Raw genomic sequence first — 19,096 nt, 5'->3', positions numbered from 1 at the left:
TGGGCTGGCCGGGGGTTCAGTCCCCCGTCTGGCTGTGCGGCGCAGCCAAGGGTTTGGACTGGGGCGAATCTTTCTGGCGCAGGAAGATCGTCAGCACTACCAGCGCGAGGACCGCGAGAAACTCGCTCTGCCAGTTCTGAAAGGATTCAAACCAGAAGCCGCTGCTCCACAGGTGCCCCCAGCAGGTAGGGGCGGGCAGGCCCCGGGCGACCTGCTCATCCACCGCTGCGCGCCAGCTCCCGGCCAGATGCAGGAAGAAGCTCCCGACGAAAAGGATGGAAAAGACGATGGCCAGCGAGTGACCGTAGAGGAGCTTCCAGATACCGCCTTTCCGGACTGCCCAGGGGGGCGGGCCGGGCAGGATGCGTTCCTCCTCCTCCTCCCCCTTCAGCGGGCGCGATTCCGCAGAGCCCTTTTGCCGCAGTCTGACCGTAATCAGCACGTACATGCCCATCTGCAGGAACTCGCTTTCCCAGTTCTCGAAGGTGGCACTTACGAAATGGCCGCTGTGCAGGTAGGCCCACAGGTCCAAGCCGGCGCGGTGGGCCTCGTGCAGTTCCTGGTTATGGCTGAGGAAGCCTGTCCACACCTGGCCCACAAGGAAGCAGGCAAGCAACAGGAACAGCACAATCGAGAGACCGTTTCTCCTCCACATGACTACACAGCCTCAAATCATCCGTATCGACGTTAGTCCTGCGTGTGGGGTGGGGAGGTGAAGGAACAGCGGGTTGCGCCCCTGGTGGAACTCCTCCGCGCTTTTATCCAGGTATCACGCTGCCATGCTCCCGACGTTACATCCGACGGGACACGATGCAGGGGCTTCCCCGGAGGGCCTCCCATGCGTCGATCCATCATTTGCGGTGCCATCTCGCTTGCCTTGGCCGGATGTGGAGGCGGCAACACCGAATCCAACGTCCAGGCGCCTGGCGCGGAAGAAACCGCCAAGACCAAGGTGCTCGAAACGGGTGCCGCGGTGTTGCAGGATCGGCCGCCGATCGAGGCAATCAACGCATATCTGGATGGCTTCCATTTCTACAATGGCCAGATGAAGGTGCAGATGGAGGCGCACCACTACTGCTCCATCCTCAATGAGGATGTCATCCAGTGCACGATCTACGACGGCAACGTCAAAGACGCCAAGCTGATGGGGGTGGAGTACATCATCAGCGCCAAGCTGTTTGCCGCCTTGCCCGATCAGGAAAAGGCGCTATGGCACAGCCACGTGCACGAAGTGAAATCGGGGCAGTTGGTTGCGCCCGGTATTCCGGAGGTGGCCGAGCATGCGTTGATGGAGAAGCTCATACATACCTACGGAAAAACCTGGCACACCTGGCATACCGATCTGGACAAGGATCTGCCGCGTGGCATGCCGCAGCTGATGATGGGATTCACGGCGGATGGGCAGGCGGACCGTCAGATGGTCGCTGCACGAGACGACCGGCTGGGCGTGAGCAGTCAGGACAAGCGCGAGCGTCGCGCTGATATCGTTGCACCGCCGGTAGATGGCGGCGCGGATGCCTGGCAGAAGGGGCGGGTCATCCAGATCGAGGATCCGGCCGGTGGGCATGGGCACGCGCCCCCGGATGCGGACAAGAACGCGACGTCCGGGAACGGGCCGGGAGGCTGAAAGGCGCCCGGGAGGGCGGTGCATCAGCCATCTACCGTGTTGCCGCCGAGGCTGCGGATTCTCCACATGATTCGGTAGTTGTACTTAGGCCTGCTACGTAGAACGGCCGTGGCTGGAGGGTGGTCGGGTCTGTCAGTGTTGTCCGGGAACGGGATGAAGCGTCCGGGAGCACGATATGCGTGGATGGAAGGCAGGTTCGGTGGCCGCAGTGCTCCTTCATTGCGTGGTGGGTGCGCCCGCACTGGCGCAGCAGGCAGTGCCGGATACCACGGCGCCGGCCCCGGCCGTGTCCCGCCACGCCATGTTCAAGGACCCGCAGGACGGCCATTTCGACATGTCGCGCTGGCTGCTCGACCGCAAGGGATTCCTGCCGGTGCCGGTGATCATCAGCGACCCGGCCGTGGGCTACGGCGGCGGCGTGGCCCTGGCGTTCTTCCACCGGCCGGAGGGCGCAGCGCTGGAACGTACCGCTGCCGATGGGCGCAAGCAGATGATCCCGCCAAATATCCACGGCGTAGCCGGGATGAAGACCGAGAACGGCAGCACCGCCTACGGCGCCGGCGCGATGCTGCACTTCAAGGACGACCGCTGGCGCTACACCGGCGGGGTTGCCAAATCCTCGTTCAACCTGGACTTCTACACGCCGGGCAACGTGCTGCCGGAAGTGGGCATCGGCTACAGCTCCGACGGCTACATGGCGTTCCAGAAGATTGCCCGGCGCCTGGGCGACCAGTCGCTGTTCCTGGGCCTGCAATGGGTCTACATGGACCTGGACATCGGCTTCGACGTCGATTCGGACCGGCAGTACTTCAAGCCACACGAGCTGAACCGGAAAACCTCCGGCCTTGGGCTGTCGCTGCAGTACGACCAGCGCGACAATTCGTTCACCCCCAACAGCGGTTGGCTGGGCATGCTGGAGGGCAATTTCTACGACAATGCCATCGGCAGCGACAACGACTTCCAGAGCTACCGCGCGCATGCGTTCGGCTACCTTCCGCTGGCCGACAAGCGCCTAGTGCTGGGCGGGCGCGTGGACGTGCGCTGGGTGGGCGGCGACGTGCCGTTTTACCGGCTGCCGTACATCGACCTGCGCGGCATCGGCTCGGCCCGTTACCAGGACACGCGCGCTGCCACGGTGGAAACCGAACTGCGCTGGAACCTCACCCCGCGCTGGGCGGCCATTGGCTTCGTCGGGGCGGGACGCACCTGGGGCGAGCACGGCAGCTTCTCCGGTGCTACCAGCCAAGTGGCCAAGGGCGTCGGCGGCCGCTACCTGATCGCGCGCCAACTAGGCCTCTACGTAGGCCTGGACTACGCCTTCGGCCCGGAAGACGACACTGTCTACGTGCAGGTAGGCAGCGCGTGGCGTTGAAGGCGTACGGACCAACGGTCCGTACCTACCGGTGGTGCCACGCCCTGCGTATCCACGCCCCGTACCAACCGTTGGTCGGCACACGGCCCCGGTAGGTACCGACCGTTGGTCGGTACATGGCATCCGCAGCCGACAGACCGACGGGACAGAATTACTTAGCCAACATAAGTAGAAACACGGTGGTCGCCCCCCAGCCCCGCAGGGATCATCCAAGGACCCGCCAAAGCGCTCCCGGAGAACCCGATGGCCACCGCCACCAAGAAGAAAAAGCCCAACATCCTGGTCATCTGGGGCGATGACATCGGCATCTCCAACCTGAGCTGCTATTCCCATGGGTTGATGGGCTACCAGACCCCCAACATCGACCGCATCGCCCGCGAAGGCATCATGTTCACCGATTCCTACGGTGAACAATCGTGCACGGCCGGACGCTCCTCGTTCATCACCGGGCAGAGCGTGCTGCGCACCGGCCTGTCGAAGGTGGGCATCCCCGGCGCGCCGATCGGCATGAACGAGAAGATCGTCACCATCGCCGCGTTGCTGAAGAACGAGGGCTACACCACCGGCCAGTTCGGAAAGAACCACCTGGGTGACCTGAACCACATGCTGCCGACCAACCACGGCTTCGATGAGTTCTACGGCAACCTGTACCACCTCAACGCCGAAGAAGAGCCGGAGATGTACGACTACTTCCCGGAAGACGAGTTCGGTGACTTCATCGCCACGGTCAAGCCGCGCGGGGTGATCCACAGCTTCGCCACCGACAAGGACGACACCACGGAGCAGCCGCGCTGGGGCAAGGTGGGCAAGCAGAAGATCGAAGACACCGGCCCGCTCAACCGCGAACGCATGGTCACCTGCGACGACGACTTTGCCGAGCGCGCAAAGGGCTTCATCAAGCAGGCCACCGACGACGACACACCATTCTTCGCCTGGGTGAACTTCACCCACATGCACCTGATCACCCACACCAAGCCCGAAAGCCTGGGCCAGGCCGGTCGCTGGCAGTCGCCGTACCACGACACCATGATCGACCACGACAAGAACGTGGGCTCGCTGCTGGATTACCTGGACGAACTGGGTATCGCCGACGACACCCTGGTGGTGTACTCCACCGACAACGGCCCGCACCGCAATTCGTGGCCGGACGGCGGAATGACCCCGTTCCGCAGTGAGAAGGACACCAACTGGGAAGGCGCGTTCCGCATCCCGCTGGTGGCGCGCTTCCCGGGGAAGATCAAGCCGGGCACCATCTCCACCGAAATCGTGCAGCACCATGACTGGCTGCCTACTTTCCTGGAAGTGGCGGGGAACAAGACCGTCGTGGATGACCTCAAGAAGGGCGTCAAGGCCATCGGGCGCACCTACAAGAACCACATCGACGGAGTGAGCCTGTGGCCCTACCTGACAGGCAAGGCCGAACATTCGCCGCGCAAACTGTTCGTCTACATCTCAGACGACGGCGACACGCTGGGCATCCGCTACGACAACTGGAAGGTGACGTTCATCGAGCAGCGCTGCAAAGGGACCATGGCGGTGTGGGGCGAACCGTTCACCCCCATGCGCATCCCCAAGATCTACAACCTGCGCACCGATCCGTACGAGTTCGCCGATGTAACCTCGAACACCTACTGGGACTGGTACATCAACCACGTCTACATCGTATACGGCGCCATCGCGTTGCTGACCAAGTTCAACGAGACCTTCAAGGATTTCCCCAAGATCCAGAAGCCCAACACCTTCACCGCCGACCAAGCGATCGAAAAGTTGAACGACGCCGTCGCCGGAAAGTAGCCAGCCCGCCGTCGCAAGCCCTCCCGGTAGCGCCGACCGTTGGTCGGCCCCGACCATGTCACCCGGCGATGGACAACCCACCGCCGGCAATCCACGTCATTGCCACGAGATTGACCAACACGGCCACCCAAAAGGTGGTCTGGAACGAAGCCTTGCGGTTCTTGTGGCGCAGGATAGCCTGCGCCAGCAATGCTCCAGGCCACCCTCCGACTAATGCCATCGCCTGCAGTGTGCTCTCGGGCGTCCGCCGCCGATCATGCTGGGCGGCGCTCTTGTCGTGCCAGTAAAACAGGAAGGTGAGGGCGCTCAGGCACAGATACGCCACCACGATCCACGGTGGGCAGTAGCCCGCGAAGCTGGCAGCGGCCACGCCCGCCAGGAACAGCAGTGCGATGGTGCGCCGGGGCAGCCTGTCGGGCCCGCCGTTGCCCTTGGCCGCAGTACCGGCCCTGAGCCCATCACGCTGCAGCGCGAAACGTACATTGACCGCATTGAGCCGGCCCTGCCCATCGCGCTGTACATCGTAGGTAATCACATCATTCAGAGCAGGGCGCCGGTCGCGCGCGGCAAAAGCGCGGATATGCACGAAGCAGCGGTCACCCCCACCGTTGGGCTGCACGAAGCCGAAGCCGCGTGCGTCGTTCCATTCGCTGAGCCGGCCCTGTTGCCGCATGGCTCAGAGCGCATCCAGGAATGTACGCACCGCCGGCCCGAACCGCTCGAAATCCACCAGGAACGCGTCGTGGCCCTGCGGCGAGTCCAGCCCGATGAACTGCGCATCGGCGCCGCCGGCGCGCAGGCCGTCGGCAATCTGCTGCTGTTGCTGCACCGGGAACAGGATGTCGGTGTTGGCGCCGATGGCCAGGGCCTTGTCCACCTTGATGCTGGCCAGGCCGGCCATGACATCGCCGTCGGCGTATTCGGCCAGGTCGAACCAGTCCATTGAGCGGCTCAGGTAGAGGTAGCAGTTCGGGTCGAAGAAGCGCACGAAGCGGCGCGCATGGCCTTCGAGGTAGCTCTCGACCTGGAACTCCAAGCCAAACGGATCGTCATCGGCCTGGTCCGAATCCAGCCGCACGCGGCCGAAGCGACCATCCCACTCGAGCGCGGAGCGGTAGGTGATCACGCCCAGCTTGCGCGCCATGCGCATGCCTGATTCCGGGTACTGCTGGTCGGTGTATTGGCCGCCGTTCCACTGCGGGTCGAGGCGTATCGCTTCACGCTGCAGCGAGCGGATGGCGATGGAAAACGGCAACGCCTGTGCGCTGCCGGAAATATTGATGTGGCTGCGCGCGATGCCCGGGTGCAGCAGCAGAACCGCAAGCGCGGTCATGCCGCCCATGGAGTTGCCGATAACGCAGGCAAGCCGGGTGATGCCCAGCGCCTTCACCACGTCCACGGCGGCGCGGGCGCCATCTTCGATGGACAGTTCCGGGAAATTGAGCCGGTACAGTTCGCCGGTGGCGGGGTTGATGGTGGCCGGGCCGGTTGAGCCCTTGCAGCTGCCGAGCGAGTTCACACACACCACGAACCAGCGGTTGGTATCGATGGCCTTGCCCGGGCCAAGCATGCCTTCCCACCAGCCGGCCGCTGGGTTGCCGTCATTGGCGGCGGCATGCGCGTCGGGCGACAGGCCGGTGACGATCAGCACGGCATTGCTGGCATCGGCGTTGAGCGTGCCCCAGGTTTCATAGGCCACGTGCGCGCCGTGCAGCTGCCCCCCACGCTTGAACGCGAAGGGCGAGGGCAGGGCGTGGTAGCGGGTGCCGGGCGGGATGAATTCAGTCATGGGGCCATTCTAACCGGGCAGGTCAACGGCGCCGTGTCACGGCTGGGACGCTTCGTACCGGCGTGGATCTACAGGACCAATCGGATCGTGCCCTTGTGCGGCAACGTCACCCGCACCGCCTCCGAATCCACATCGCCGTCCTGCCGGCTGGCGGTGCCCGAGGCCGACAGCCGCGCGAACACCTCCACGTCCTTCAGCGAGGACAGCTTCGCCGTCGGCATCGGGCTGTCGGCGTCGTCCAGGCGGATCTTCAATGGCAGTGCCGTTGCCGGATGCTTCTCCACCGCCACCGGCATCGGCGGCCCACCGGGCACCCGTGCGATCACGAATACCTGCGTGCCGGCGGGCAAGGCCTTGCCCGCAGACGCCGGATCCAGCGTCACCTCGATATCCAGCCCCACCGATGGCGCATCAGCGCCCGCCGGCGCCGGCATGCCCGCCTTCTCCCGCGCAATCGCAATCTGCTCGCGCAGCGCTGCGGCGGCCGCCGGTTCGAGGCGGGGCAGCAGTGCCTCCCACGTCGCGGCCGCTTCAGCATCCTGCCCGCGCTGGCGCTGCGCAATGCCGATCAGCCAGCCCGCACGCTCGCTCGTCGGGTCCAGTTGATGGGCGTGCTTCAACCACTGCAGCGCGGTGTCGTCGAACTGCTTGCCTGCATCGCCCTGTGCACGCGCCTGCGCGGCTTCCACCAGCAGTGGCGCTTCATCGGGGGCGAGCGCAACAGCGCGGGCAAACGCCTGATTCGCTTTTTCGGTATTGCCCAGCGCCAACTCGGAACGACCGAGCAATGCCCAGCCATCGGCGCGCTGCGGTTCCCGTTCCAGTGCCTGCTCCAGCTCGCGCACCCCCTGCTGCAGCGTGGCCGGGCCCTCCTCAGCGACGACATCCACAGCCTTCGGCGTGCCCACCAGCAGGTACAGCGCCACGCCCGCCACGCCGATGGCGATCACCGCCGCCACGAACGGCGCGCGCTTCCCGCTGCTACGCAGCGGCCACAGCACCACCATCGCCACCACGGCCGCACACAGCCCGGCAATTACCTGCATCCATTCGCTCACCAGCGCTCCTCGCTTTCGCCCATGGGCTGCACCTGGCGGCTGCGCCGGCGTACCACCCACACCAGCACCCCGGCACCGCCGAGCACCAGGACCAGCGGGCCGAACCAGAGCAGGCTGTTGCGCGTGTCCATGGTGGGGCGGTACAGCACGAACTCGCCGTAGCGCTCCACCAGGAACTGCTTGATCTGCGCATCGCTGTTGCCCTGCTGCATCAGCGTGAGCACTTCGCGACGCAGGTCATGGGCGATCTGTGCGTTGGAATCGGCCAGCGACTGGTTCTGGCACTGCACGCAGCGCAGTTCGGCGGCCAGCGCATGGAAACGCGCCTCTTCTTCCGCGCTGCGGTACTGCAGCGGGGTCGGGTCGGATACGGCCTGTGCCTGCACCGCCAGCGGCAGCAGCAGCGCGGCGGCCAACCCCACGGCGTGCAGCACGCCGCGCAGCTTACGGCGAGGCGGGCAGGGCACGTTGCGGTTGTGCATTGGCACGCTCCAGCTTTTCCAGCTCGGGCAACAGCTTGGTATCGATCACGCGCTGGGTGAGGGCGCCGCTGTACTTCCAGCGCACCACGCCGCTGGCGTCGACCAAAAAGGTTTCCGGCGCGGCGGTTACGCCCCAGTCGATCGCAGTGCGGCCTTCGATGTCGCTCAGTACCAGCACGAATGGGTTGCCCAGCTGTTCCAGCCAGCGCAGCGCATCGGCCGGTTCGTCCTTCCAGTTGTAGCCGATCACGCGCACGCGCTTGGTTTCGGCAAACCGGGTCAGGATCGGGTGTTCCTCGCGGCAGGCCGCGCACCAGCTACCCCACACATTGAGCACGTACGGAGCGCCGCGCAGTTCGCTGCTGTTCACGGTGATGGACGGGTCGTGCAGGACCGGCAGCGCGAACGCCGGCGCGGGCTTGCCGATCAGCGCCGAGGGCAGGATGTCGCGGTCGGGCGCGCCGGATTTCATCACCCCGTACACCATCAACCCGAGCAGCCCGAAGAAGAACAGCACCCCGATGACGATGGCGACCGGAGGCAGCGGGCGGGAGGCGGGGCGGGGATCGGACACGGTACTACTCCTGGAAACGACGGAAGCGGCGGTCGGCGGCGGTGACGAAGCCGCCCAGCGCCATCAGCAATGCGCCCAGCCAGACCCAGCGAACGAAGGGTTTGATGTGCACGCGCATGGCCCATGCATTGTTGCCCAGCGGCTCGCCCAGCGCCACGTACACATCGCCGCGCACGCGCGCATGGATGCCGGCTTCGGTCATCATCTGCCCGCCGCTGGCGTAGGCGCGTTTTTCAGGGTGCAGCAGGGCCAATTCACGCCCGCCCTGCAGCACGCGCACATGGCCGCGATCGGACACGTAGTTGGGGCCCTGCTGGTGGTCCACGCCTTCAAAGCGCAGGGTGTAGCCGCTTACCTCCAGGTCATGCCCGGGGCTGAGCGCCACTTCGCGCTGTACGTTCAGCGCTTCCACCAGCAACGCGCCAATCAGGAATACCGCCACGCCGGTATGGGCCAGCAGCATGCCGACCATTTCGGCGTTGAATCGGCCGTTGCCACGCAGGCGGGTCCAGATGAAACGTGCGGTGCCCAAGGCAACCCACGCCGCTGCGGCCACGCCGGCGGCGGCCTTGAGCTTGCCCTGCGGGGCCATGAACCAGGCGAGCACGCCCAGCAGCAGGGCCAACCCAGCCCACGGCGCCAGCAGCGCCAGCCGCTTCGAGGCCTGGTCGCGCTGCCAGTTCACCAGCGGCCCGAACGGCAGCAGCGCCACCAGCGGCGCCATCAGCACGATGAACAGGGTGCCGAAGTAAGGCGGGCCCACCGAGACCTTGCCCAGCCCCAGCGCATCGGCCAGCAACGGATACAGGGTGCCCAGCAGCACCATGGCGCAGGCGCCGGCCAGCAGCAGGTTGTTGGCCAGCAGCAGGGTTTCGCGCGAGGTGGGCATGAAGCCACGGCGTGGATCATCGCTGCCCAGTGCACCGGCCCGCAGCGCATACAGCAGCAGCGCAGCACCAATCACCAGGGCCAGGAAGACCAGGATGAAGGCGCCACGCGAGGGATCGGCGGCGAAGGAATGCACGCTGGTGAGTACGCCCGAGCGCACCAGAAACGCGCCCAACAGGGACAGCGCGAAGGCGGCGATGGCCAACAGCAGTGTCCAGCTGGCGAAGCTGCCGCGTTTTTCAGTCACGGCCTGCGAATGGATCAGGGCGGCGCCGGCGAGCCACGGCATGAAGCTGGCATTTTCCACCGGGTCCCAGAACCACCAGCCGCCCCAGCCCAGTTCGTAGTACGCCCACCAGCTGCCGAGCGCGATGCCCAGGGTGAGAAAGCCCCAGGCAACATTGGTCCACGGTCGGGTCCAACGCAGCCAGCGCGCATCCACGTGGCCATCCAGCAGCGCGGCAATGGCAAACGCGAACGGCACCGCGAAGCCTACGTAGCCGATGTACAGCATCGGCGGGTGGATGATCAGCCCCGGGTCCTGCAGCAGCGGGTTGAGGTCGCGGCCTTCCAGCGGTGCCGGCAGCAGCCGCGCGAACGGATTGGAGGTGAAGAACAGGAAGGCGATGAAGCCCAGGCTGATGATGCCCATCACGCCCAGCACGCGGGCGCGCACGGTGTCTGGCAGGCGCTTGGACCACAGCGCTACCGCGCCGCCCCACAGCGACAGCACCAGCACCCACATCAACAGTGAGCCTTCGTGCGCGCCCCATACGGCCGAATAGCGATACGCGAGCGGCAGCAGGGTATTGGAGTTTTCGGCCACGTAGCGCACCGAGAAATCCTGCTGCACGAAGGCGACGGTCAGCAGCGCGAATGCGCCGGCCACCAGCACCAGCTGCGCGAAGGCGGCCGGCACGGCCACGGCCATCCACGCACCACGCCCGCGCTGCGCGCCCCACAGCGGCAGCACCGCCTGCAGCAGGGCGGCCAGCAGCGCACAGACCAGCAGCACCTGCCCGAGCTCAGGCAGCACTCAGCGTGTCTCCACGGCCGGCACCGGCACGTCGTGCTTGGTGTGGGCCGCGCCCATCTTGTCGGCCACTTCCTTGGGAATGTAGTTCTCGTCGTGCTTGGCAAGCACTTCATCGGCCACGAACACCCCGTTCTTCAGAGTGCCCAGCGCGACCACGGCCGAATCTTCGCGGAACATGTCCGGCAGGATCCGCGAGGTGGTCACCGGCAACGTGGCATCGCCATCGGTCACCACGAAGTGGGCCTCCAGCGAGCCTTCGGCGCGCTGGAACGAGCCTTTGACCACCATGCCGCCGAGGCGGAAATTGGATTGGGTGCCCTGTTCGCCGCGCAGCACTTCCGAAGGCGTGTACAGATAGGCGATGTTGCGCTGGAGCGCGAAGGCCACCAGGGTGGTGGCCAGGCCCGAGGCGAGCAACAGCAGCAGCACCCAGACCAGGCGGCGGCGTTGAACCGGCGTCATCGGCTCAGCTCCGTGGCCAGCGGCGCGGCCGGTGCGGATTTGTCGCGGGCGCGCAGGCGTTCCACCCTGCGCAATGCCTGGCGACGCGCGCTGCGCAGCCGCAGCCACGAACCCAGCGCGTCGGCAGCCAGCACCAGCACGAATACCGAATACGCGGCGATGATGAAAGGCAGGTGGGTCATCGCGGCACCTCTGTAGCGGTGTCGTTGCCCAGCCGCTCGGCCACCCAGGCCTTGCCGGCTTCGCGGCTGAGGTTGTCGGCACGCGCCTTTGCCAGCAGCGAGCCGACGAACCACAGCTTGGTGGCGACCACCATCCACCACAGTGGCGCGATCAGCTCCGGACGCACGGCGTTGTCGCCAAACACATTCACCGACTGGCGCTGGTGCAGGCCACCCCACCAGTCGACCGAGTAACGGATGATCGGCAGCAGGCCCACGCCGACGATGGCCAGCAGGCCGGCGGCCCGCGCGGCACTGCGGCGGTCTTCAATGGCGTGGTACAGGCCGATCACGCCCAGGTACAGGAACAGCAGGATCAGTTCGCTGGTCATGCGTGGGTCCCAGTCCCACCACGTGCCCCAGGTGCCTTTGCCCCAGATGCTGCCGGTGAGCAGGGTGATGAGGGTGAAGCCGGCGCCCATCGGCGCGCAGGCCATGGCCAGGATTTCGCAGATCTTGATCCGCCAGACCAGCGCGATGGCCGAATACAGTGCCATCAACGCGAACACGAACAGGCTCATCCAGGCGCTGGGCACGTGGATGTAGATGATGCGGAAGGCATCGTTCTGGGTCTGCTCGGCGGGTACGACGAACAGCCCCTGCCAGATGCCGATCAGCAGCACGGGCAGGGCGGCGATGGTGAACACACGCGACCAGCGCGACGCAAAGCGGTCGAAGGTGGGCGGCGAACCAAGTTGGTGGAACCAGCGGACAAGGCTATTCATGCAGCGATGGCTATCCAGCTAGGGAAAAACAAACCAACAAAAACGGATGCGACGTCAACTCAATGAAATCCTGATGGCGGCCGCCGTCGCCAGCGGCGCCAATACCAGCGTCACCACCAACCCGGCGGCCAGCAGCAGCAACGCCCCGACCGGATCCTGCCCGCGTGCGGCAGCGGCCACACTGCCCGCACCAAACACCAGAACGGGCACGAACAGCGGCAACGCCAGCAACGCTACGAGAATACCAGAGCGCCGGATGCTCACTGTCAGCGCCGCCACCACCCCGCCGATCAGGCTGAGCAGCGGCGTGCCGAGCAGCAACGATGCCAGCAATATCGGCAGTTGGTCATGTGGCAGATGCAGCATTTCGGCCAGCAGCGGACTCACCACGATCATCGGCAGGGCGGTGGTGGCCCAGTGCACCAGCACCCGTACCAGCACCAGCCAAGCCAGCGGCACCGGCGCAAGCAGCCACTGTTCGAGCGAGCCATCCTCGGCATCGCTGCGGAACAGGCTGTCCAGCGACAGCTGTCCGGCCAGCAGCACCGCCAGCCACAGCACGGCGGCGGCCACCTTGGCCATCAACGGAGGGTCGCGGCCCAAGGCCAGCGCGAACAGCACCACCACCAGCAGCGCGAACAGCAGCGGCTGCAGCGCATCGCCACGGCGACGCCACAGCAGGCGCAGATCGCGCGCGGCCAGCGCACGCGCGGTCTGCCACAGGCCCGGCTGGGTACCCGGCGCGATCATGCCGCACCCCCGGCCAACGTCACCAGCCGCGTACGCACCGGTGGCGCTGCATAGGCCCCGTGGGTGGTGATCAAGGCGGCCCCGCCACTGCGCAGGTGCGCGGAAATCATCCGGTTGACCAGGTTGATGCCCTCCAGGTCCAGGTTGGCGTACGGCTCATCCAGCAGCCACAGCGGGGCGGGCGACAGCCAGATCCGCGCCAGCGCCAGCCGTCGCTTCTGACCAGCCGACAACTGCCGCACCAACGTGTCCTCGAACCCGGCCAGGCCCACGATGGCAAGCGCGTTGCCCGGCATCTGCCGGGCGCGCCGGCCGTGCAGGCCGCACAGGAAATTCAGGTTTTCCAGGGTGTCCAGGTCCGGCTTGAGCGCGGTCAGGTGGCTCAGGTAGGCCACGAACTGCGCCCGTTCCCGATGCCCGGCCGGGCGCCCGTCGATCTGGATCGTGCCGCTCCCGGCGCGCAGCAGCCCGGCCAGCACCCGCAGCAAGGTGGTCTTGCCAGCGCCGTTGTCGCCCTGCACCAGCAGCGCCTCACCGGCATCCACCTGCAGGTCCAGCGGCCCGAACACCGGTTCATCGTTGCGACTGAAGGCCAGGCCATGCGCGGCCAGCAACGGAGGGGTATTCGAAGAATTCAGCATCGGCGCAGTGTACCGGCGGATCGATCCCGAACCCAATGGGCCCGTAACCGTGTCCGGTGGTTGGTTGATCCCGATCCCAATGGGCCCGCAACGGTTCGTAGCCCCGCCGTTGGCCGGGAAACCGCGCGCAGCGCGGCCCAATCGTCCGAAGGCGCCACCATGCGGTTCCGACAATCCCTCCGGCGCTTAGACGATCCGAAGCCGCCCATCCGGCCTTCATGACCCCGAACGAAGAGCAGCCGGCCAACGGCCGGCGCTACCGATCCTTTACACTGACCTGTCCCTGCTCAAGCGCCTGCCGATGAACCCCCAGACCAAGCTGCCCAAGGTGGGCACCACCATTTTCACCGTGATGTCCCAGCTGGCTGCCGAGCACGGCGCGGTCAACCTGGGGCAGGGGTTCCCGGATTTTTCCGCCCCGCAGCGCCTGATCGATGAAACCGTCAAGGCCATGCACGGCGGCCTGAACCAGTACCCGCCGATGACCGGCGTAGCCCCGCTGCGCCAGGCCATCGCCAAGAAGTCGCTGGACCTGTATGGCGCCCAGATCGACCCCGATACCGAAATCACCGTCACCAGCGGCGCCACCGAGGCGATCTTCAACGCCATCCACGCCGTGGTCCGCCCCGGCGAGGAAGTGATCGTGCTGGACCCGGCGTACGACTGCTACGAGCCGGCCATCGACCTGGCCGGCGCCCGCGCGGTGCACGTGCCGCTGGACCCGCAGACCTTCGCGGTCGACTGGGACCGTGTGCGTGCCGCCATCACCCCGCGCACCCGCCTGCTGATGGTGAACACCCCGCACAACCCGTCCGGCGCCATGCTCACCGCCGATGACATGCAGGCCCTGGCCGACGTGCTGCGTGGCACCGGCATCTACCTGATTTCCGACGAGGTCTACGAACACATCATCTACGACGGCCGCCGCCACGAATCGGCGCTGCGCTACCCGGAACTGCGCGAACGCGCCTTCGTCATTTCCAGCTTCGGCAAGACCTACCACTGCACCGGCTGGAAGATCGGCTATGCGGTGGCGCCGCCGGCGATGAGCGCCGAATTCCGCAAGGTGCACCAGTACAACACCTTCACCAGCTTCGGTCCGGCCCAGTACGGTTTCGCCGCGATGATCCGCGACGAGCCGGAACACCACCTGGAACTGGGCGCGTTCTACCAGGCCAAGCGCGATGCGTTCCGCGAGCAGCTGCTCACCACGCGCCTGAAGCCGCTGCCGGTGCCGGGCGGGTACTTCCAGCTGGTGGACTATTCGGCCATCAGCGACCTGCCGGACCACGAGTTCGTGAAGTGGCTGACCATCGAAAAGGGCGTGGCCGCCATTCCGCTGTCGCCGTTCTACGAAACGGCGCCGGAAGGCCAGCGCCTGGTGCGGCTGTGCTTTGCCAAGAACGACGCCACGCTCAGCGCGGCGATCGAACGCCTGCAGGTGCTGTGATGGGCGCCGCCAACCGCCCCGATCTGCGCATCAGCCTGGTCCAGGGCGATACCCGCTGGCACGACCCCGAGGGCAACCGCGAGTACTACGGCGCGCTGCTGGCGCCGCTGGCCGGGCAGACCGATCTGGTAATCCTGCCGGAAACCTTTACCAGCGGTTTTTCCAATGACGCGATCTTCCGTGCCGAAGGCATGGACGGCCCCACCGTGGCCTGGATCCGCGAGCAGGCGGCGCGGCTGGGCGCGGCAGTGACCGGCAGCGTGCAGCTGCGGGTGGGCGAGGGCGTGTACAACCGGCTGCTGTGGGCCACGCCGGACGGAGGGCTGGAGTACTACGACAAGCGCCATCTGTTCCGCTACGGCAACGAGCACCTGCGCTATGCCGCCGGAAATGAACGGCTGAGCGTGGAATGGAAGGGCTGGCGGATCAATCCGCAGGTCTGCTACGACCTGCGGTTCCCGGTGTTCTGCCGCAACCGCTACAACGTGGAGCGTGCCGACGACCTGGATTTCGACCTGCAGATCTTCGTGGCCAACTGGCCCTCGGCGCGTGCGTATCCCTGGCGCACCCTGCTGCGCGCGCGTGCGATTGAAAACCTGTGCTACGTCGCCGCAGTCAACCGCGTGGGCGTTGACGGCAACGACCTGCATTACGCCGGCGACAGCGCGGTGATCGATTTCCTCGGGCAGCCGCAGGTGGAGATCCGCGAGCGTGAGCAGGTGGTTACCACCACCATTTCCGCCGCAGCGCTCGCCGCGCACCGTGCCCGCTTCCCGGCCATGCTGGACGCAGACACCTTTACCCTGGGCTGACCCACACATCGATCGGCATTGCGGCGGCCGTTGGCGGGCGGTAGGTGAATGGCGATTGCATGCCGTGGAAGGGCCTCATGCCGGCGCGACGCCGGCACTGCTAGATTCGGCTCCGTTCCCACTCCGCACGAGCGCACCGCTATGAAGAAGCTTTCCCTGGCCCTGTTCGCCTTCGCCAGCATGGCCGCGGTTCCGGCCGCGCAGGCCGCCGGCAACATCGACTGCGAACTGCATTACTCCCTGGCCGGTTGGTCGGTGATCTACAAGACCGCCTCGGGCACGGGCACGATCACCTGCGACAATGGTGCGCGCATTCCGGTCAAGATCAGCGTCAAGGGCGGCGGCCTGACCGTAGGCAAGTCCAAGATCACCGATGGCAAGGGCAGGTTCTCAGGCGCCTATTCGGTCAACGACCTGATCGGGTCCTACGCCGCCGTCGAAGCCCACGCCGGCGCGGACAAATCCAGCAGCGCGCAGGTCGTCACCAAGGGCGACGTATCGCTCGCCCTGGCAGGCACCGGCAAGGGCTGGGACCTCGGCGTAGCCGGCAGCCGCTTCACCATCGAACGCCGCTGACCCATCCGAAGCGAGCCCGACGCATCCAGGTCCACAACTGCGACCTCAAAAAAAACCCGGTCAATGACCGGGTTTTTTCATGCATCAGCCGCCGCGGGGGCCGCCGCCACGGTGGCCACCGCCACCGGGACCGCGGCTGCCACCCGGGCGTGCGCCGCCGGGACGACCGCCGGGACCACCCGGGCCGCGTGCACCGGGACCACCCGGGCCACGGTTGCCACCCGGGCCGCCGGGACCACGTGCGCCGGGACCACCCGGGCCACGGTTGCCACCGGGACCGCCGGGGCCGCGGTTGCCGCCGGGACGGCCGGCCGGGCGGGGCGTGCCGTACGGGCTGGCGCCCGGATTGGCGTGGTCGGACGGGAAGCTCGGGGCATTGCCCGGGTGACCGTACGGATGGCGCTGGGCGCCCTGGCCGCTGCGGTTGCCCGCGCCGGCACCGGCACCGGCCGGACGGCCCTGGCCGCCGTAGCCGCCACGGTTTTCACCGCGACCTTCGCCACCAAAGCCGCCGCTGCTGCGCTCACCGTAGGCGCCACGGCCCTGGCCGCCTGCGCCGCCCGGACCCTTCGGCTTGCCGTACGGACGGCCCTGGCCACCGGCGCCTGCGCCGGCACCCGGACCACGTGCGCCCGGGCCACGGGCTGCGCCCGGACCGGCGTTGCGGTGGTTGCTCGGGCCGGTGCTCACGCCATCGGGCACGTACCAGCTGCGGAACGCGGCCGGGTTGCCTTCGGGCAGGGCGCGGTTGCCCTTGTCCGGGCGCTGCTTGAACGGGCGCTGCGACTGCTTGGCCGCCGCTTCGCCGGTGACCGTCAGGCCCCCCTTGAAGCCGCCGCCCTTGCCGCCGCGACCGCGGCCGCGGTCTTCGCGCACATTGTCGAAACGACGCAGTTCGCGGCCTTCGTCGGCCTGGTTGTGGCCGTTGACGTAAGCGTTGCCACGACCGCCTTCGCGCGACACGCGCACGGTGGTCTTGGCGGCGCGGCGCTGGCCGATCACCGGCTGCAGGGTCAGCGCCGAGGGCGCGCCTTCTTCCAGCTTCAGTTCGGCGCGCAGCGCTTCAACCTGCTTGGCCGGCAGTTCCACCGACTGGCCACGCAGCAGTTCGCGCGGCAGCGAGACCTTGCCGTAGCGGGTGCGCTTGAGGCGGCTCACTTGGCAGCCCTGCGATTCCCACAGGCGGCGCACTTCGCGGTTGCGGCCTTCCTTGACGACCACGCGGAACCAGTCGTGCGAATCGGTGCCGCCGATGCGTTCGATCTCGTCGAACTTGGCCGGGCCGTCTTCCAGTGCCACGCCACGGGAGAGGCGGTCGACGATGCTGTCGGGCACCTTTTCTTCGCCTTCCGGGGCACGCACGCGCACGACGTATTCGCGCTCGACCTCGTAGGAGGGGTGCATCATCGCGTTGGCCAGCTCACCGTCGGTGGTGGCCAGCAGCAGGCCGGTGGTGTTGATGTCCAGGCGGCCGATCGCGATCCAGCGCGCGCCCTTGAGGGCCGGCAGCGCTTCAAACACCGTCGGGCGGCCTTCGGGATCTTCGCGGGTGGTTACTTCGCCTTCGGGCTTGTTGTAAGCCAGCACGCGCGAGGTTTCGGTCAGCGCGGTGGCGACAAAGCCACGGCCGTCCAGTTCAACCTTGTCGCCGCTCTTGATCGACTGGCCGGTCTGGGCGACTTCGCCGTTGACCTTGACCAGACCATCGGCGATGCGCTGTTCCAGCGCGCGGCGCGAGCCGAGGCCGGCCTGGGCCAGCACCTTGTGCAGGCGCTCTTCGAGCTTGGGCTGTTCGGTTTCGTTTTCGCGCTTGAGCGAAAGCTTGTTCAACGACAGCTTGCGGGGGGTGTCACTCATTTACTTGGCTCCGGCCGGCGACGGTTTCGTCGGCCTCTGGTTCGGGATCGGCTTCGTCAACAGCCACGGTCGTCTTCGCGACGGCGTTGTTTTCGGTTTCGTTCTGGTGCGCCGCGCGGGGTCCCGGCACGGTATCGGGCTCGCCATCGCTGGCGGTTGTATCCGCGTCGTCGTCGGGGACCGACGACGACGCATGGGATGGGGTATCGCTATTGTCTGACTCGGCGTCCTGTTCCGCCAGTCGCGCGGCCATCAGGGCGGCGCGGGCGGCGGAACGGGCAGTGGCCGGGTCCTGTTCGGGTTCCGGTTCCGGTTCGGATTCCGGCTCGGATTCCGGTTCCGGGATGGTTTCCGGTTGCGGTTCGGCGTCCGGATCCGCCACGCCGGCGGCGATCCGGCCGGCCAGCTGGCCGTCGTTGTCCAGCGGCAGCTGCGGTTCCAGTTCGCCCAGGTCGCGCAGCTCGGACAGCGGCGGCAGCTCGTCCAGGCGCTTGAGCCCGAAGTAATCCAGGAAGCCCTTGGTGGTGCCGAACAGCGCCGGCTTGCCGGGCACGTCGCGGTGGCCGATCACGCGGATCCATTCGCGTTCTTCCAGGGCCTGGATGATGTTGCTGCTGACCGCCACGCCACGGACCTGTTCGATCTCGCCGCGGGTGATCGGCTGGCGGTAGGCAATCAGCGCCAGCGTTTCCAGGGTGGCACGGGTGTAGCGGGTCTTGCGCTCGGTCCACAGCCGGGTGATGAAGCCGTGGACTTCGTTGGTGACCTGGAAGCGGAAGCCGGAGGCGACCTCGACCAGCTCCACGCCGCGGTCGGCGCAGCCTTCGCGCAGCAGTTCCAGCGCGCGTTCGATGCTGCCCGGCGGCGCCGGCTCTTCCTCCGGGAACAGGCCCTGCAGCTGGGCCAGGGTCAGCGGCTGGCTGGAAGCCAGCAGCGCCCCTTCGACAATACGGTTGATCAGCGGTTGATCCATGCGTGGGTC

At 66.8% G+C, this 19,096-nt stretch carries 20 protein-coding genes; 6 read left to right on the top strand and 14 right to left on the bottom strand.

The features are described from left to right. Positions 1-16: 16 nt before the first annotated feature. The gene (locus V9K91_RS06160; RefSeq protein WP_095362800.1) at positions 17-655 is read right to left on the bottom strand and encodes a DUF6766 family protein; all 639 of its coding nucleotides are present in this window, start codon (positions 653-655) and stop codon (positions 17-19) included. A gap of 183 nt (positions 656-838) precedes the next feature. Between V9K91_RS06160 and V9K91_RS06155 the strand changes: the two genes are divergently transcribed. The 3 genes from V9K91_RS06155 to V9K91_RS06145 all read left to right on the top strand — a co-directional run bounded on the left by V9K91_RS06155 (position 839) and on the right by V9K91_RS06145 (position 4,793). Beyond that, positions 839-1,627: an OBAP family protein gene (locus V9K91_RS06155; RefSeq protein ID WP_306988120.1), complete on the top strand. Its 789-nt coding sequence runs from the start codon at positions 839-841 to the stop codon at positions 1,625-1,627. 199 nt (positions 1,628-1,826) lie between these two features. After that, the gene (locus tag V9K91_RS06150; protein ID WP_336443303.1) at positions 1,827-2,999 is read left to right on the top strand and encodes a BamA/TamA family outer membrane protein; all 1,173 of its coding nucleotides are present in this window, start codon (positions 1,827-1,829) and stop codon (positions 2,997-2,999) included. A 243-nt stretch (positions 3,000-3,242) separates the two neighbouring features. After that, positions 3,243-4,793 carry an arylsulfatase gene (locus tag V9K91_RS06145; RefSeq protein WP_336443304.1) on the top strand — a complete coding sequence of 517 codons (1,551 nt, stop codon included), beginning with the start codon at positions 3,243-3,245 and terminating at the stop codon, positions 4,791-4,793. 58 nt (positions 4,794-4,851) lie between these two features. Here the strand turns inward: V9K91_RS06145 and V9K91_RS06140 are convergent, their stop codons facing one another. From V9K91_RS06140 to ccmA, 11 genes are all read right to left on the bottom strand, one after another. Continuing rightward, positions 4,852-5,466 (bottom strand): DUF1294 domain-containing protein, encoded by a 615-nt coding sequence (locus tag V9K91_RS06140; RefSeq protein WP_093532483.1) that lies wholly within the window; start codon positions 5,464-5,466, stop codon positions 4,852-4,854. Positions 5,467-5,469: 3 nt separating this feature from the next. Next, entirely contained in the window at positions 5,470-6,582 is a 1,113-nt protein-coding gene (locus V9K91_RS06135; RefSeq protein ID WP_336443305.1) for a homoserine O-acetyltransferase, read from the bottom strand. Positions 6,583-6,650: 68 nt separating this feature from the next. After that, complete coding sequence (locus tag V9K91_RS06130) at positions 6,651-7,643, bottom strand: cytochrome C biogenesis protein (protein ID WP_336443339.1); 993 nt, start codon at positions 7,641-7,643, stop codon at positions 6,651-6,653. Then, positions 7,637-8,128, bottom strand: a complete 492-nt coding sequence (locus V9K91_RS06125) for a cytochrome c-type biogenesis protein (protein ID WP_336443306.1) — start codon at positions 8,126-8,128, stop codon at positions 7,637-7,639. Before V9K91_RS06125 ends, V9K91_RS06130 begins: the two co-directional genes overlap by 7 nt. After that, on the bottom strand, positions 8,085-8,696 hold the full coding sequence (locus V9K91_RS06120; RefSeq protein ID WP_336443307.1) for a DsbE family thiol:disulfide interchange protein: 612 nt from the start codon (positions 8,694-8,696) through the stop codon (positions 8,085-8,087). The genes V9K91_RS06125 and V9K91_RS06120 overlap by 44 nt, the downstream gene beginning before the upstream one ends. Positions 8,697-8,700: 4 nt before the next feature. After that, positions 8,701-10,620 carry a heme lyase CcmF/NrfE family subunit gene (locus V9K91_RS06115; RefSeq protein ID WP_336443308.1) on the bottom strand — a complete coding sequence of 640 codons (1,920 nt, stop codon included), beginning with the start codon at positions 10,618-10,620 and terminating at the stop codon, positions 8,701-8,703. Then, entirely contained in the window at positions 10,621-11,082 is a 462-nt protein-coding gene (ccmE, locus tag V9K91_RS06110; RefSeq protein WP_093532488.1) for a cytochrome c maturation protein CcmE, read from the bottom strand. After that, positions 11,079-11,264 (bottom strand): heme exporter protein CcmD, encoded by a 186-nt coding sequence (locus tag V9K91_RS06105; RefSeq protein WP_210130649.1) that lies wholly within the window; start codon positions 11,262-11,264, stop codon positions 11,079-11,081. The genes ccmE and V9K91_RS06105 overlap by 4 nt, the downstream gene beginning before the upstream one ends. Beyond that, positions 11,261-12,028 (bottom strand): heme ABC transporter permease CcmC, encoded by a 768-nt coding sequence (ccmC, locus tag V9K91_RS06100; protein WP_095362790.1) that lies wholly within the window; start codon positions 12,026-12,028, stop codon positions 11,261-11,263. The genes V9K91_RS06105 and ccmC overlap by 4 nt, the downstream gene beginning before the upstream one ends. A 54-nt stretch (positions 12,029-12,082) precedes the next feature. Continuing rightward, a complete protein-coding gene (gene ccmB, locus V9K91_RS06095; protein ID WP_336443309.1) occupies positions 12,083-12,778 on the bottom strand; it encodes a heme exporter protein CcmB in 696 nt (231 codons plus the stop codon). Next, positions 12,775-13,419, bottom strand: a complete 645-nt coding sequence (gene ccmA, locus V9K91_RS06090; protein WP_210130647.1) for a heme ABC exporter ATP-binding protein CcmA — start codon at positions 13,417-13,419, stop codon at positions 12,775-12,777. The genes ccmB and ccmA overlap by 4 nt, the downstream gene beginning before the upstream one ends. Before the next feature lie 301 nt (positions 13,420-13,720). On the opposite strand from ccmA, the gene V9K91_RS06085 reads away from it, so the two are divergent. The 3 genes from V9K91_RS06085 (at position 13,721) to V9K91_RS06075 (ending at position 16,257) form a co-directional block, all read left to right on the top strand. Continuing rightward, a complete protein-coding gene (locus V9K91_RS06085) occupies positions 13,721-14,869 on the top strand; it encodes a pyridoxal phosphate-dependent aminotransferase (RefSeq protein ID WP_095362789.1) in 1,149 nt (382 codons plus the stop codon). Next, complete coding sequence (locus V9K91_RS06080; protein WP_336443310.1) at positions 14,869-15,681, top strand: amidohydrolase; 813 nt, start codon at positions 14,869-14,871, stop codon at positions 15,679-15,681. The genes V9K91_RS06085 and V9K91_RS06080 overlap by 1 nt, the downstream gene beginning before the upstream one ends. 141 nt (positions 15,682-15,822) lie before the next feature. After that, on the top strand, positions 15,823-16,257 hold the full coding sequence (locus V9K91_RS06075) for a hypothetical protein (protein ID WP_095362787.1): 435 nt from the start codon (positions 15,823-15,825) through the stop codon (positions 16,255-16,257). Positions 16,258-16,341: 84 nt separating this feature from the next. Here the strand turns inward: V9K91_RS06075 and V9K91_RS06070 are convergent, their stop codons facing one another. Together V9K91_RS06070 and scpB are read right to left on the bottom strand one after the other, a co-directional pair. Continuing rightward, positions 16,342-18,114: a pseudouridine synthase gene (locus tag V9K91_RS06070; protein ID WP_068853105.1), complete on the bottom strand. Its 1,773-nt coding sequence runs from the start codon at positions 18,112-18,114 to the stop codon at positions 16,342-16,344. Further along, positions 18,107-19,087 carry an SMC-Scp complex subunit ScpB gene (scpB, locus tag V9K91_RS06065; protein WP_336443311.1) on the bottom strand — a complete coding sequence of 327 codons (981 nt, stop codon included), beginning with the start codon at positions 19,085-19,087 and terminating at the stop codon, positions 18,107-18,109. The genes V9K91_RS06070 and scpB overlap by 8 nt, the downstream gene beginning before the upstream one ends. Between the last annotated feature and the right edge of the window lie 9 nt (positions 19,088-19,096).

Source organism: Stenotrophomonas sp. CCNWLW57 (assembly GCF_037203925.1).
Lineage (GTDB): Bacteria > Pseudomonadota > Gammaproteobacteria > Xanthomonadales > Xanthomonadaceae > Stenotrophomonas > Stenotrophomonas rhizophila_A.
The sequence above is the reverse complement of the archived record's forward strand: the minus strand, read 5'-3'. Positions and strand labels throughout refer to the sequence as shown.